Annotated in this window: 10 protein-coding genes and 1 pseudogene; 4 read left to right on the forward strand and 7 right to left on the reverse strand. The window is 65.4% G+C overall.

All coding sequences use genetic code 11. The features are described from left to right. Positions 1-10 precede the first annotated feature (10 nt). From AAGA68_14065 to AAGA68_14090, 6 genes are read right to left on the reverse strand one after another with little or no spacing between them, the layout of a single operon-like run. The gene (locus AAGA68_14065; protein MEM9386186.1) at positions 11-1,276 is read right to left on the reverse strand and encodes a BatA domain-containing protein; all 1,266 of its coding nucleotides are present in this window, start codon (positions 1,274-1,276) and stop codon (positions 11-13) included. A 15-nt stretch (positions 1,277-1,291) separates the two neighbouring features. After that, positions 1,292-2,197: a DUF58 domain-containing protein gene (locus AAGA68_14070; GenBank protein ID MEM9386187.1), complete on the reverse strand. Its 906-nt coding sequence runs from the start codon at positions 2,195-2,197 to the stop codon at positions 1,292-1,294. Position 2,198: 1 nt separating this feature from the next. After that, positions 2,199-3,194 carry a MoxR family ATPase gene (locus AAGA68_14075; protein MEM9386188.1) on the reverse strand — a complete coding sequence of 332 codons (996 nt, stop codon included), beginning with the start codon at positions 3,192-3,194 and terminating at the stop codon, positions 2,199-2,201. A gap of 27 nt (positions 3,195-3,221) precedes the next feature. Then, complete coding sequence (locus AAGA68_14080; GenBank protein ID MEM9386189.1) at positions 3,222-3,920, reverse strand: DUF4159 domain-containing protein; 699 nt, start codon at positions 3,918-3,920, stop codon at positions 3,222-3,224. Positions 3,921-3,970: 50 nt separating this feature from the next. After that, positions 3,971-5,332, reverse strand: a complete 1,362-nt coding sequence (locus AAGA68_14085) for a TldD/PmbA family protein (GenBank protein ID MEM9386190.1) — start codon at positions 5,330-5,332, stop codon at positions 3,971-3,973. Between the two features lie 39 nt (positions 5,333-5,371). Beyond that, on the reverse strand, positions 5,372-7,000 hold the full coding sequence (locus tag AAGA68_14090; GenBank protein ID MEM9386191.1) for a TldD/PmbA family protein: 1,629 nt from the start codon (positions 6,998-7,000) through the stop codon (positions 5,372-5,374). Positions 7,001-7,271: 271 nt separating this feature from the next. On the opposite strand from AAGA68_14090, the gene AAGA68_14095 reads away from it, so the two are divergent. The 4 genes and pseudogenes from AAGA68_14095 (at position 7,272) to AAGA68_14110 (ending at position 13,258) form a co-directional block, all read left to right on the forward strand. Further along, positions 7,272-8,537 (forward strand): hypothetical protein, encoded by a 1,266-nt coding sequence (locus tag AAGA68_14095; GenBank protein ID MEM9386192.1) that lies wholly within the window; start codon positions 7,272-7,274, stop codon positions 8,535-8,537. Continuing rightward, positions 8,534-9,145, forward strand: a complete 612-nt coding sequence (locus AAGA68_14100) for an ABC transporter ATP-binding protein (GenBank protein MEM9386193.1) — start codon at positions 8,534-8,536, stop codon at positions 9,143-9,145. The genes AAGA68_14095 and AAGA68_14100 overlap by 4 nt, the downstream gene beginning before the upstream one ends. Before the next feature lie 1,152 nt (positions 9,146-10,297). After that, positions 10,298-12,274 (forward strand): hypothetical protein, encoded by a 1,977-nt coding sequence (locus AAGA68_14105; protein MEM9386194.1) that lies wholly within the window; start codon positions 10,298-10,300, stop codon positions 12,272-12,274. A gap of 156 nt (positions 12,275-12,430) precedes the next feature. Beyond that, positions 12,431-13,258, forward strand: a pseudogene (locus AAGA68_14110) (IS630 family transposase). A gap of 220 nt (positions 13,259-13,478) precedes the next feature. On the opposite strand, the gene AAGA68_14115 reads toward AAGA68_14110, so the two are convergent. After that, positions 13,479-14,393 (reverse strand): hypothetical protein, encoded by a 915-nt coding sequence (locus AAGA68_14115; GenBank protein MEM9386195.1) that lies wholly within the window; start codon positions 14,391-14,393, stop codon positions 13,479-13,481. Positions 14,394-14,418 lie beyond the last annotated feature (25 nt).

Consider the following 14,418-nt stretch of genomic DNA (forward strand, 5'->3'; position numbering starts at 1 on the left):
AAGAGTGCTGTCATGCGCTTGCCCCGGCCGTCGCTGAGCGCCATTGCAGGACGCGGTCGACAGCCCACAACAGCAGCGCGGCGGCGAGCAGATACGCCGCCAGTGGATGGCGCAAGGGGATAGGCGCGACGCTGACATCGCGCGCGGGCAGCGCCTGCCCTTCCGTCACGTCCAGCCCGCCGGGGAGGGGGGCGCGCCAGCGCGCTTCCAACCATTGCAAGAGCAGGGTCGGAAAGCTCCCGTGACCCAGAAGCCCGTCCCGATCGTCCTTCAGGGCTCCCAGCAATCGCAGCTGGCGCGGCGAGGGTCCGCGCACGAGCACCGCCTCGCCCGTGAGGGCTCGCCAGGCGGGCACTTCCACGATACTGGGACGTCGCACGAGATCGAAGCGTCGGCCATCTTCGCCGTCCAGGGGCAAAGCGACCGCCGCCATCGTGTCACCGGGCGTGTCGCTCAACACCGTGGCACCGCCTGCCAGCAGATCTGCGACAGAGGCCGGCAAGCCCTCGCCGGATCCCAGCCACACGACCCAATCGGCGACATAGGCGGGCGGCAGGTCTTGCAGAGCGTAAACTCTCACCTCGTCGTCCACCCGCGCCCCGCCCGCAGCCCACGCCTCCACGGCAGCCGCGATTCGGGCCGCGATCGTCGGACGACCGTCGTGTACCACGGCAACGGATCGCGCCGGGGTGGCGGGCCCCGCCCTCCCCCCCTCGGCACTGGGCAGCGCCACCCATTCGACCGCACGCGCAAGGCTGGGACGCCGCCACCCCAGGCGATGGGCTTGCGTGCAGGCGAGCACCACCAGGGGCCCTGGGGCCAGGACGCCGTCGGCCGCAGAAAGCAGATCGTACAGCGGCACGTCATCGTCTGGAGGCGAGTCATCCCACGGGGGAAACTCCGCGGCCAGCCAACGAATCGCTAAGGTGTGAGCAGTCGCCCGCGCCCTCAACTCGGCCACCGCCTCACGCACGGCGGTGGGCTCTGCCCGAGGGTCCACCAGCACGTGGGTTTGCACCGGTGGTGAGGCAACGGTCCACTCCGGTCGCGCCAGCGCCAACGCCAGGGCACCGACCAGCGCGCAGCGCAGCGCCATGCGCCAGGGATCGCGCAGCAGCAGACGCGACCAGCGGGGGCGTTGCCGGGAGCGCAGCCAACGCAGGGACCCCACCGGTACCACCTGGTAGTCGCCTTGGGCCAGCAGATGCACTAGGACGGGCACGGCTAGCAGGCCAAGCAAGGCGAGCGCCGCGGGATTGGCGAAGCTTAGCCCCATCCTCGCCGGTGCCGATCAGGAGGCCGCTCGCACCCGGCGCGGGTCGAGACACCGTGCCAGGAACGGTTCCATGGGCGCTTCGATCGTGGTGCTGAGCAAGACCACGTCGCGAGCGGCGAGCGAACGGCGCTGGGCGACGAATTCCTGCTCGCGCAGCGCCTGGTACACCTCGCGATGGGCGCTGGCGTCGACCAGCTGGGTCTCACCTGTCTCGCGGTCTTGGAACATCATCCGGCCGCGCCAGGGAAACTCGCGCTCAGCCTGCGTGAGCAGCTGGACCACCAACACGTCCTTGCCCGCTGCAGCGAGCTTGCCGGCGAGGGCCGTGATTTCCCCGCCGTCCTCGAACAGATCGGTGATCAGTATCGCCAACCCGGGCGAACGCAAGGGTTCCCACAGGCTTCTCAGCGTGTGCTCTCCCGGCCAGCGGCCTTGCGCCTGCAAGCGATCCAAGGCCACGGTGTACCGCTCGAAGTGGCGACGTCCACGACGGCACGGCATATAGGCCAAACGCTCGGACGCGAGGCCAATGAGACCGAAGGCATCGCCCTGGCGCATGGCCAACCACCCCAGGCTCGCGGCAAGCGCTTTGGCGTAGCGCAGCTTGCTCCACTCGGCGAGTTGCTCGCTCTCCAACCCCATCGATCCTGACAGATCGATTAGGCACCAAAGCGTCAGCTGGCTCTCGCGCTGCGCCTCGCGCACGTAGTAACGATCGGAGCGGGCGAAGAGCTTCCAATCGATGCGCGAGGGATCGTCGCCCGGTTCGTAGGCACGATACTGGTTGAATTCCAGCCCCGCCCCGCGCTGGCGACTCACGTGAATCCCGCTCAACATGCCCTCGACGACGCGACGCGCCAGCAAGCGCAGGTCACGCAGCTGCGCCAGGGAGCGGGGATCGATGAGATTCTCAGCCGCCATCCTAGAGGGTCGGTGCGGCGGGCGCGGGCAGGGCCTCGAGCAGGGTGGCGACCACGTCGGTGACGTCCTTGCCCTCTGCCTCCGCGTGGAAGTTGAGCAACACGCGATGGCGCAACACGGGCAACACCATGGCCTGCACGTCCTCCAAAGTAGCGCCGTAGCGCCCGCACAGTAGGGCCCGCGCCTTGGCCGCGAGCGCCAGGGCCTGACCGGCCCGTGGTCCAGCCCCCCACTTGATCCATTCGTTGACGGCGGCGACGGACGAGTGTTGGGGGCGCGTCGCCCGCGTGAGGGTCACGATGTACTGGAGCAACGCATCGCTCAGGTTCACCTCTCGCACGAGCCCCTGGAGCCTGATCACGACCTCCCGCTCGAGCACCGCGCTGACCGATGCGTCGCTGCCGTCCGTGGTGCGCGCGATGATCTCGCGCTCCTCGGTCTCGCTGGGATAGTCGATGTGAACGTTCAGCAGGAATCGGTCCAGCTGGGCTTCGGGCAAGGCGTAAGTGCCCGCCTGCTCGATCGGGTTTTGGGTGGCCATGACGAAGAAAGGCGCTTCCAGCACGTGACTCTCGCCCGCGTAGCTCACGGACCGCTCCTGCATGGCCTCGAGCAACGCCGCCTGGGTTTTCGGCGGCGTGCGGTTGATCTCATCCGCGAGCAGCAGATGCGTGAACACGGGCCCGCGCTGGAACGTGAACACGCGCCCACCGGTCGTATGGTCTTCCTCGAGGATCTGCGTACCGATCACATCTGAGGGCATCAAGTCCGGCGTGAATTGGATGCGCCGGAAGTCAAGCGAGAGCGACTGGGCGAGGGTCTTCACTAGCAGCGTCTTGGCGAGCCCTGGCACGCCCTCGAGCAGGCAGTGACCGGCGGCCAGCAGCGTCACCAGGAGCTGTTCAACCACCGCCTCCTGGCCCACGACCACCCTCGCCACGTTCTCGCGCACGCCTTGCAGCTGGGCGAGGAGCGTATCGATCTGTTCCGCGCTCAGGCTCCTCGGATCACTCATCGGCCAGGCTCAGCGCATCAGGGCGTACATGGCGATGTTCACGGCGAAGCGTGTGTTGTCTTCCGCCAGCCAACGCTTGTTGCGATAGTCGTAGTCCCATTCGCAGCCGTAGTCCTTGTTGCTGTAGAGCACCCCGACTCGACCGTCGATCTCGATCGCCTTGAGGTAGTCGTGTACCAGGTCATCGCCCCACCCGTTGAGCTCGAAGGTGGTGGTCGGCGGGCCGTCCTCGAAGGTGAAGAAGCTTCGGTAGAGGTCGTGATCGTTGGGCAGCTTGGTGAGCGCATCATCACCGAACAGACGTGCCATTTGCGCTTCGAAGCTGCGCGCGAAGAGGCCGTCGATGTCGTGATTGCAATCGTCGACGAAGACGAAGCCGCCGTTGTGCACGTACTGCTCGAAGTGGTGCGCCTCGTCGGTGCTGAACTCGACCAGGCGATGCCCCGCCAGGTAGCAAAATGGCGCCGCCAGCATCTCCGGGTCCGCGAGGGGCAGCACGTGCTCGTCGGGATCCACCCGCACGCTGGTGTACTCGATCATGGAGTTCAGGAAGTTCGCGGGCATGCGCTGGTCGACGTCCCAGTCGCCGGACTCGTACATGAGTCGGGTGAGGGAGAAATCGTAGGCGCGGCGTGCGAAGGCGCAGGCCGCGGGCACGGCGCTCGCACCGAGTCCGCAGAGCGCTTCGAGCAGCTGGCGTCGCGTCATGCGGTGGCCACGGCGCGGGGGCGCCCGTTCTCGCGCCCGCGCCGCCCGCCTCATACGGCGTCCGAGAGGGAGGAGAAGGTGAACTCGCGAATCTTCATCGGCGGCATCATCACCGGCGTCGTGCTGATGCCGAAGCCGCCAAAGATGTTGCCGCCCCCCATCGTGACCCGCTCCGGCCGCCCCAGCTCTTCGAGGTTGTTGAGCATGATCACAGGGCTCTCGTTGAAACGGAAGTTCTTCACGGGATAGCGGATCTTGCCGTTCTCGATGTAGAAAGTGCCATCACGCGTGAGGCCCGTGTACAGCTGAGATTGGGGATCGACCGAACGAATGTACCAGGTGCGGGTGACGAGCACGCCGCGCTCCGTGTCTTCGATCATCTCGGCGAGGGACTTGTCCCCGCCGGTCATGATGCCGTTAGTAGGGTTGGGGACCGACGGGTAGTCGTGCTCCCGCGCCCAGTAGCGCGAGCACACTACGTTCTTGACCACGCCGTCCTCGATCCACTGCACCGGCTCTACGGGACGACCGTCCCCGGACCAGGTCCCCGCGGGGGCGCCGCCGTAGCTCGGATCGGAGTAGAGGTTCACGCGCTCGTCGAAGAGCTTCTGGCCGATCTTGGTCTTGCCCTCACCGGCGGAGAGAAAGCTGCGCCCCTCATCGGCGAGGCGCGCATCAAAGGCCCCGATCATGTTGCCGATCAGGCCTACGCTCGCGGCCGGCTCGAGAATCACCGTGTACTTGCCCGGCTCCAACGCCTTGGCGCCCCGCGAGCGGACCGCCTTGTCGAGGGCCACCTCGGACGCGCCGGCCGCGTCCAGCCGCGCGATATCGTTGGCATCGCGCGTGGCCCATCCCGAGCCCTGCCCGTCATCCGTGCGCATGGTCACGGTGAAGTTGGCGTTGGTGGCGCTGTGGTAAGCGAAGAGCCCCTTGTGGTTCATCATCGCCTGGAAGAAAGCGGTGTCGTTGAGAAAACCCGCTGCGGTGGCCTTCTGCTTCACCGCGGGATTGATGCTGCTGGCCGCGGCCTCGGCACGAACCGCCGGCTTGATGTTCGCCGTGCGCTCGACGAACGCATCGCTCTTCTTGAACTTGCTCGGCCCCTCGACGCTCACCCACTCAGGATTCTCCGGGGCGAGGCGTGCCAGCTCCTCGGAGCGGCGCACGGCCTTCTCCAGAGACGCGTCGTCGAACTCGTTAATCGTAGCGCTGCCAAGCTGCTTGCCGTAGCTCGATTGCACCACCAGCTGCACGTCGTCGACGATGCCCGAGGTGGTGACCTTGTTCAGCGCGTAACGGATGTTCCCGGCGACGCCACCGGAGAGATTGGCTTCGCATTCCTCAGCCTGGGAGAGCGTCATCACCCGCTCGAGGATCGCCCGCGCTTCGCCTTCGCTAATGATTGCCATGTCCTTGTCGTCCTCTCGAATCTGTTGCGACGGGGCGCGTTAGCCGAGCTTGCGCGCGGTGTTGATGACGTTGACACCGTCGAAGCGGGCCGTGGAGCTACCGTGGGAGACGGCGCTGACCTGCGAGGGTTGCCCCTTGCCGTCGAAAAAGGATCCGCCGAGGCGATAGTCCGACTCGTCGCACAGAGCCGAACACGAGTTCCAGAACTCCTGCGTGTTCGACTGGTAGGCCACGTCCTCCACCTGGCCAGCGATCTCACCGTCCTTGATCTCGTAGAAGAGCTGGCCGCCGAACTGGAAGTTGTAGCGCTGCTGGTCGATCGAGTAGGAGCCGTTGCCGACAATGTAGATGCCGCGCTCCACGTCCTTGATCATGTCGCCCGCGCTGTACTTCTTCTCACCCGGCTCCAGGGAGACGTTGGGCATGCGCTGAAACTGTACCGAGGACCAGCTGTCGGCGTAGCAGCAGCCGTGCGAGCTCTTCTCGCCAATGATGTGGGCCTGATCGCGAATCGCCTGGTAGTTGACCAGCACGCCGTCGCGCACCAGATCCCATCCACGCGTCTTCACGCCCTCGTCGTCGTAGGCGACCGCGCCGAGCGAGCCTGGCTGGGTCTTGTCCGCGACGAGGTTCACCAGCTTCGAGCCGTAGTTGAACTTCTTCGTCTCCCACTTATCGAGGGTGGCGAAGCTGGTGCCGGCGTAGTTCGCCTCGTAGCCGAGCACGCGATCGAGCTCCAGTGGGTGACCGACCGATTCGTGGATCGTGAGCCACATGTGCGTGGGGTCGAGCACGAGGTCGTACTTGCCGGGCTTCACGGAGGGCGCCTTGAGCTTGGCCTGCACTTCCTTCGCGGCGTTGCTCGCATCCTCGATCATGTCGTAGGAGCGGTTGTAGGTGGTGGTGACCACGCGCGTCTTGTCCTCGTCGCGCCCGTCGAGGTACTCCCAGCCCATGCCGACGGGGGTCGACAGGCTGTTGCGCGTGCGGAACTTGCCGGTCTCACGATCGACGCCGGTGGCGAAGAAGGGCGCCCACAGGCGATGCACGTCCTGGTCGACGAAGGAGCCGTCGGTGGAGGCGAAGTACTTGCGCTCGTTGACCAGGAAGACGATGGAGTTGATGAAGCTGGCACCGTTACTCAAGGCAGCGTCGTTCACCTCCATGAGCATATCGACCTTCTCCTTGATCGGCACCTCCATGGCGTTTTTCACAATCGGCGTGCGCCACTTGACCTCACCGGCACCCTTGACCGGTGCTAGCTGCACAGGCTCGGTCTGGTACTTGGCGTTAGCCTTCGCGATCGCCACCGCGCGCGTAGCCGCTTCGGCGACGGCGCCGGGACTGAGCTGGTTGGTGGCTGCGAAGCCCCAGGTGCCGTTGGCGATAACACGAACGCCCACGCCGACGGATTCCGTGTTCACGATGTTGTCGACCTGACGCTCGCGCGTGACGACGAACTGCTGTCGGTAGCGACCGATGCGAGCGTCGGCGTACGTGGCGCCGCCCTTTCTCGCGGCCGTGAGGGCAGCTTCGGCGAGCGCAGCGGCGCTGACGATCTCGTTGTTCGAGGTCAACTCCTCCGCCTCGACGGCCCGACCGCGCACCGGCAACATCATCGTCGCCACGCCCGCGCCGGACACCTTCAAGAAGTCCCGCCTCTCCATATCTCCTCCCGGTTCGATGACGTCCGTCTCATGCGGCGCCGTTCGTGAATAGCGCTCGCGCCACCGCCGCCCCGCAGACCCGGCGCGGCGACGATCCGCGTAAGCTGCGAGCACTGTTGCTGATCTTGCCCGCGCTTGCCAGTGCTGGCGCAGTGGGTGCGACAGGCTTCCCGACCTCTCGCCCCGATGACTCGCTCTTCCATGATGCCGCGCTGGCCGGATTGGACGCGCCGCCCCCGCCGGCGCACTCGCAGAGGGTATGGTGGGGACGATGCTTCAGGTCGATCGAGTGTTCCTGCGCCTGCTTGGCGTGCCGCTGCAGCGCCGCTTGCTGCCAGCCCTTGCCGCCCTGCTGTTGAGCGTGGGTCTGGCCGACCCGATGATCGACTGGTCACTGCTGCGCGCCCAACTGCGCGCACAGTCGGCCCTGGCGTCCACGGTGCAGATTGGCGTGCTCAGCGCGCTCTGGTCCGTTACCGTCGCGGCGGCACTCGCTCCGGCCTGGAGCGGAGCGAGCGCTCCGTACCTCATGCGCCAACCGATCAGCAGCGTGCGCTGGGTGCGCTACCTGCTGCCGTCACTGGCCCTGGCATTGTTCCCAATCGGCGCTCTCTGGTGGCTGATGCCGCTCACCACGATGCCGTCACTGCTCGCCTTGTTGTGCGCGTGCGCCGCGATGATGGTCAGCGGGTCGGCGTGGCGTGTCTACTCGGCCGGCATCGGCTTGCTCGCCTTCCTGCTCAGCGCCGTAAGCACTTACTGCACCTTGACGTCGATGCCAGCGAACACCGCCCTCGCTCTCACCTCACCCGCCTTACTGCCCCTCGCCTGCAAGGGCCTGCAAGCGCAGCGGGGCCGCGAGCGCGCCGCCAAGGACCCAGATCACCGCCACCTGCGTGACGCCACGCCGTGGCGCACGGTTCTGCGACGCGACCTACTCTGTCTCGTACGCCGCGCCCCGGGGGCGCTACGCCAACTGCTCCTGTTCACGATACTCGCGAGCGGGTTCCTGGTCGCGCTGCGTCTCAACGGCGGGCTTTCCGGTCGCGCCCTCTTCCGCGCTGCTTGCGTGCTGCAGATGTTGGCCCTGCTACCGCTCTACAGTCTGCTGGTGAGTCTGCAGAGGCACCTCGGCGGTGAGCTGTACCGCCGGCACTGGCCCCTGTGCGCGGCGCAACGCGGTGCCAGCCTATTCGCGCTCGGGATCATCGCCTGCGCCCCGAGCAGTGCAGGGCTGAGCTTCGCGGGCCATACCCTGGGATTCACTTCGCTATCGGTTTTGTTGATATTCACGGCGACGCAAGTCCTCGTCCTAATCGTTCTATTCACTCATGCCACTCCCCGCGCGGAGACAGCGCACGGGTGGAGCCTGTGGCTCTGGCTGGTGCACACAATCGTGGCGTGCGTGCTGTCACCGGTCGCCTATGGCGCACTAGCATCCGTGCTGATGCTCGGCCTCTGGCACCTCACGCAGCGAGGACTCCGCAGAGTGGCCGAACACAGCGCACAAGGCCGCCTGCGAGCGGTGACCCAATGAACACGCCACGCCTCCAGGTCCGTCAGCTCACGGTTCGTTTCGGCAGATCGTTTACGATGGGGCCGCTGGACCTGGAGGCGGATCGCGGCATCATCCACCTCGTCGGCCCCAACGGCAGCGGCAAGACCACCGCCCTGCGCGCGATCTGCGGGGAACTCCTGCCTGCCTCCGGTCAGGTGCTCATCGACGGCGAGAACGTACACCGCGTACCGCCTGCACGGAAACGCATCGCTCTAGCACCCTCGGCACCGGAGCTTCCCCCGTTCCTGACGGTGAGCGAGGCATGGCAGTTCACCTGCTCTCTGCGCGGTGCACCCGCGTGGGATGGTGGCAAGTACTGCGACGCCCTGGCCCTGCCACCACTCCTGCCCCTGGCGCACGCCAGCGCCGGGCAGCGACGCAAGGCCGAGCTGGTCTGCGCCCTGGCCGGTGATCCGTCGGTGCTGCTGTTGGACGAGACCTTCGCCCATCTGGACGGGGACGCCGTGCGCTGGCTGGCGACCCATCTCACCGACTCGGCGCAGGAGCGTTTGGTGCTGCTCACGCATCACGGGGAACCGCCCGTGCCCGTGGCGCGAGAGGTCGAGCTGATCAGATCCCGGCCGTGATACAGCCGTAGCCGAAGAGGCGAAACAGGAGCATCTGATCCCTTGGATCAGCACGGATACGCCCTCTCGCGGCGAGGCTCCGACCGCCATCTCCTTGTGCCACACCCACTCCTGCAGGCTCTCACAGACGTGCCACCTGACCTTGATGAAGCTGCGTCGACACCTTGCGGCGCGGGGGGTCGATGCACTCGCGCATCGACGGGGTGATTGAGGGGTGGCGGCAGCAGCTCAGCGCTGTTGCCGATGAGCCGGCGACCGCGCAAGGCGACGCTCACCTCAGCGCGCAGGCCGTAGAGCAACGGCGGATCGCTGGCCGGATCGGTGCCCCGGCATCGCCCAGGAGTGTGCATATCCTGCACCCGTCCGTCCTCACCGACGCTGATGCAGGGCATCCACTCGAACGGTTCGGGGCTGGCGCGAGGATTGCCGCCCTCCTCGCCCGCGACACTGCCGTAGGCGCTCTGCGTCCACTGCTCGAACCACGTGCTGGCACCGGGCAGCACCTCCTGGCGCGCCGCCGGCCAATGCCGCTACCACGCGACTACACCCCGACTAAACCGCAGCGCACGATTAGCGGTAACGCACGGCGCAGCCGCGCGCTATCCAGCGGTCCAGTGCGCGAGAAGCGGGTCGCCACCCCGAGCTCCGGATCCGCGATACGATCCCCGGCAACAGCGTTCGCCACGCCCGGCGAGCTGCGTCGTACAGACGAGCACCAACGATGTGCGCGCCATCGGAAGGCTGCCGCCGACACGGATCCTACGCACCGGTCACACCACTTCGTTCATCTGCTCACCCACGCGCGACCCGTACCTCCTCCCTAGATGCACCTTTGCGGTGTCGAGCGACTTGGTGCCTGGCAACGATTGCTGCGTTTACCATCTTCATTATCGCTGCGATGCAAACCATCGTCCGCTGGCCCTCGACTAGCGCTTGTCCAAGTGCTGGCCATGCCGACCGTTAGTCATCCTGGTGGCGCTACCCAATTGCTGCACTAGCGTTACTGGGTGAGCTGAAACGCGCAAGCATTCAGCGATATGTCCCCTACGTGCGCATAGGCGTATAGTGGCGGAGCCCGATGTGCTATCGGCATGGGCGAAGATGCCAACAACCAATGTTCCGTCCCCCAGGGACTGAAGGGGAACACTCTCAATGACAATTAAACTACGCAATGCAATCGGCAGTGCGCTCGCAATCGGTCTGCTCTCGGCAGGCGCGCAAGCGGGTGATGCCGTTTACGGAACCGCCAATAAGTCAGACCACACCAACCTGACCGCCACCGAGCTGATGCGCCTGCTTCCGGCAGACGCCAGGCGAGGGGGCACAAGTGAGATCCCGAACCGTCTCAACAATCGTCTGGAACGTCGTGCACCCATCGATCTCGAGCGCGATCCGCTCGTAGACGCTGGCGTTAACGACCTCTCATCACCCACCGCAGGTGTCGACTTCCTCGGCCCAACAAGCGACGACAACTCGGAGCAGCTCGGCTTCCGCGTTCAGCCGCCTGACACCAACGGCGACACCGGCCTCGAAAACGTGGTGCTGTACATCAACCTCGTTTGGCAGGCCTACGACAAGATGGGTAACCCCGTCAGTCCCGCCATGCCCGGCAACACCTTCTGGGCAGGCTTCGGTGGTCCCTGTGAGTTCAACAACAACGGCGACCCCGTCGTGCTGTACGACGAAGAGGCCGGCCGCTGGGTGTTCAACCAGTTCTCACCCAACGAAGGCATTCAGTGCTTCGCGATCTCCGACGGCGAAGATCCCTTGGGCCCGTACACTCGGTACGAGTTCGAAGTCTCGCCGAACGAGTTCAATGACTATCCGAAGTCTGGCATCTGGCGTACCGCGGATGGCTCTCAGAGCGCCTACACGTACACGGGTCGCCAGTTCGGCCTGCCGAACTTCAACGCCCTCGGCATCGACGCCGTGCTGTTCGATCGTGACGCCATGCTGGCTGGCGATCCGGGCGCTGGCTTCCTCCGCGTCGCTCGCGTGCCCGGTGGCTTCCAGACCTACGACGGCCTGATGCCTGGCCATATGGACAACGACGCGGCACCGGCCGGTGCCTGCCCACTGTTCGCCGTGGCCGAAGCGCCGACGCGCTATCGTTTCTACGAGTACTGCGCCGACTTCGCCAACGACTCCGGCTCGTTCCGCGAGCTGCCGTCAGTCGCCACCGACCCGTTCGATGACAACCTCGGTGACGTGCCCCTGCCGGGCGGTGATAACGTCGACACGCTGGCGTTCTTCACCTACTTCTCTGCCAACGCTCGCAACCTCGACGCGGGCGGTCACACGATGGCCCTCGGCCACTCGGTGGACGTCGGCTCGGACCGCGCGGGTATCCGCTGGGCGACCTTCGATATCAACGACTACGATGCCATTAGCATCAGCGAGACCGGCACCTTCGCCCCGAATGATGGCCGCGAACGCTGGATGGGCTCGGTGACCATCGATGACGCCGGCAACCTCGGCCTCGGCTACACCGTGGCTGGCGGCGGCACCCTGCCGGACGTGGCCTACACCGGTCGCGAGGTCGGCGATCCCCCGGGTCAGCTGCAGGATGAAGTGATTTGTGAGCCCGGTTCGGGCGCCCAGACCGGCGGTGGCGGCCGTTGGGGTGACTACTCCAGCACCACCATCGACCCCGCCGATGGCTGCACCTTCTGGACCTTCCAGGAATACGTGGTGCAGACCGGCAGCTTCGAGTGGGATACGCGCGCCTGCTCGTTCTCCTTCGACAGCTGCACGGGCGGTGGCGGCGGTGACGACCGTCAGTACTGCATCACCTTCGACAACTTCTGCGACTCCATCAGCGTGGTCAACGGCGTTGGTCAGTGGGACTACACCTGCGACGGTGTGACCCTGGCAGAAGGCGAGCAGCGCTCCCTGACCCAGGCTGCCGAGGCGTTCATCTGCACGGGCGAGAGCTGCCCGTTCGGTCCCGGCGCGGCGGAGGACTGGTCCTTCGTCTTCCGCGGTGGACTGACCGGCGGCTTCAACCTGTTCAACCTGACCCAGGGCATCCAGTTCCAGGACAACTCGCCCTACACCGTGTTCCCGGGCCAGACCTGCCCGTTCGGTGCTCGTAACAGCAAGCCCAGCATCCTTGAGCAGGGCCAGTAACGCGTAGGCCTTCGGGTCTTACGTACTAAGAGGGCCCCGGTGGAAACACCGGGGCCCTTTTCTGTTGCCGACCCGCTAGTGTGCTGAGTTAGAAGTTCGCACATTATGTGGGTTCTGTTGCCTAGCGTGACGCCGTGCCCCCAAGTAGGTCTCAGCATGGGAAAAGGCCGACCAGCGGCGCCTGTCATTCTCAGTGGTGCTGAGCGGTCTAAGCTGACAGCATGGACTGGTCGCCGGAAGACCGCTCAGGCGCTTGCATTGCGCGCCAAGAACATCCTGGATTGTGCCAAGGGATTGGATAATGGGACCGTCGCGACGAGTCACAAAGTGACTCAACAAACGGTGTCGAAGTGGCGATGCCGCTTCGCTCGGTTTGGGCTGGATGGACTGACCGACGCGCCTCGCGCGGGCGCGCCTCGCTCGATCGACGACGCTACCGTTGAAACAGTCATCGCGCGCACACTCGAGACCAAGCCGAAGGACGCTACGCATTGGAGCACCCGGTCGATGGCCAAGGAACTGGGCTTGTCGCAGACGGCAGTCGCTCGAATCTGACGCGCCTTCGCACTGCAGCCGCATCGACAGGAGACCTTCAAGCTTTCGACGGACCTGATGTTCGTGGACAACGTGCGCGATATCGTTGGCCTTTACATGAATCCGCCGAATCGCGCGGTAGTCTTATGTGTCGATGAGAAAAGCCAGATTCAGGCGTTGGATCGCACCCAGCCTGTATTGCCACTCTCGCCTGGTGGGCCAGCGCGGCGCACCCACGACTACAAGCGTCATGGCACGACCTCATTGTTCGCAGCTTTCGACGTCGCGACGGGCAAAGTGATTGGCGAAGTACATCGCCGTCATCGCAGCCAGGAGTCCATCAAGTTCCTACGTACCATCGACAGTAGCGTTCCAGAGGAACTTGACGTTCACGTTGTCCTGGACAACTACGGCACACACAAGACGAAGAGCGTACGCAACTGGTGGGCCGCTTGGTAAATAAGGTAACGCTCAGTCTGCGCAGGGGCAGCGTCAGCAAGGCGCGTCGCGCAGCCAATGGCATCGCCATTGGCAAGCGATGCAACGCCGCGGACGCTGCCCCTGGGCAGACCCGAAGGGCGAGTAGCACCTTTTTTGCCAAGCGGCTCACTAGGTCATCGGGAGAGCGCCCGAACGAGACGCGTCCGACACCGCCGCGGTGATCAGCTACCTATAGGCTAGGTGAGGCACGACCGGCACGCAGTAACACGATCTCGATAGACTCGATCGCTGCGCGCACGACCTTAGGCGCGTTCGAAGCCAAAAACGGGACCATGGCTTGCACATCCTCGGCGGCGCCGTGGTCGGCCATCGCCACTAACACGGCCGTGGCCAGCTGAGGGCCGTGGGTCTCCAGGGCAAAGTCGGGTTCTAGCGCGGCGATCACCTGACGGCAGGCTTCGCGCAGCCAGCGCTGGGAGCGATCGGGGAAGGCGACGGCCGCCTCTAGCAGAAACGCACGCAGCTCTTGAACCACCTCCGGATTGCTCACCACCTCAGCGACGCGCTCGGCCTGTGGTGGCAGCACGCTCGCGTGGAGATCCCGTCGCAACAGCAGTTCCACCACCACCAGCGACTGGGTGCGTGGATCCGGACGCACCATCTGCCGGGTCAGCGCTTCCAGCACATCGCGAGGATCGGGCTGCGCCTCGCCACTCGCGGACTCGAACAGAAAGCGCGTCTCAGGCGTGTCCTCGAATAGGGCACTCGTGCCGAGTCCCCGCAGGCGAATCATCCTTGGACCCTCCGGGTCCTCGTACTTCGATTCGCGGAACTGAGGGTCGCTAGTGAAGTACGAGAAGGCGATTATGTAGGACTGCCCCTCGCGGACCTCGGCGAAGGTCTCCTCGTCCTCTATGCGCAGGATCACGCTCGCCGCGACGTCACCTGCGTAGGCCACCTGGCGCTCCAGGCGCACCTTGTTCGGCGCGATCTTCTCTACCACCCGGCCAGCCATCACCTGGTTGTAGGGGTTGGTGGTGAATTCCGTCAGGGGCGGCTGCACGGGGCGCGCTGCATAGGCGTGCGGGAGCGAGACGAGGCCGAGGATAGCGATAAGGGCGGCGATGGGAATGAGTCGAGTCACTGCGTTCTTCTCCGAGATTATTCGT

Source organism: Pseudomonadota bacterium (assembly GCA_039193195.1).
In the GTDB taxonomy this organism is placed as follows: Bacteria; Pseudomonadota; Gammaproteobacteria; order Steroidobacterales; family JBCBZW01; genus JBCBZW01.

Coding starts and splice junctions, on each gene's coding strand:
- AAGA68_14065 (MEM9386186.1), bottom strand. CDS start 1,276: ATGGGGCTAAGCTTCGCCAATCCCGCGGCGCTCGCCTTGCTTGGCCTG.
- AAGA68_14070 (MEM9386187.1), bottom strand. CDS start 2,197: ATGGCGGCTGAGAATCTCATCGATCCCCGCTCCCTGGCGCAGCTGCGT.
- AAGA68_14080 (MEM9386189.1), bottom strand. CDS start 3,920: ATGACGCGACGCCAGCTGCTCGAAGCGCTCTGCGGACTCGGTGCGAGC.
- AAGA68_14085 (MEM9386190.1), bottom strand. CDS start 5,332: ATGGCAATCATTAGCGAAGGCGAAGCGCGGGCGATCCTCGAGCGGGTG.
- AAGA68_14090 (MEM9386191.1), bottom strand. CDS start 7,000: ATGGAGAGGCGGGACTTCTTGAAGGTGTCCGGCGCGGGCGTGGCGACG.
- AAGA68_14095 (MEM9386192.1), top strand. CDS start 7,272: ATGCTTCAGGTCGATCGAGTGTTCCTGCGCCTGCTTGGCGTGCCGCTG.
- AAGA68_14100 (MEM9386193.1), top strand. CDS start 8,534: ATGAACACGCCACGCCTCCAGGTCCGTCAGCTCACGGTTCGTTTCGGC.
- AAGA68_14105 (MEM9386194.1), top strand. CDS start 10,298: ATGACAATTAAACTACGCAATGCAATCGGCAGTGCGCTCGCAATCGGT.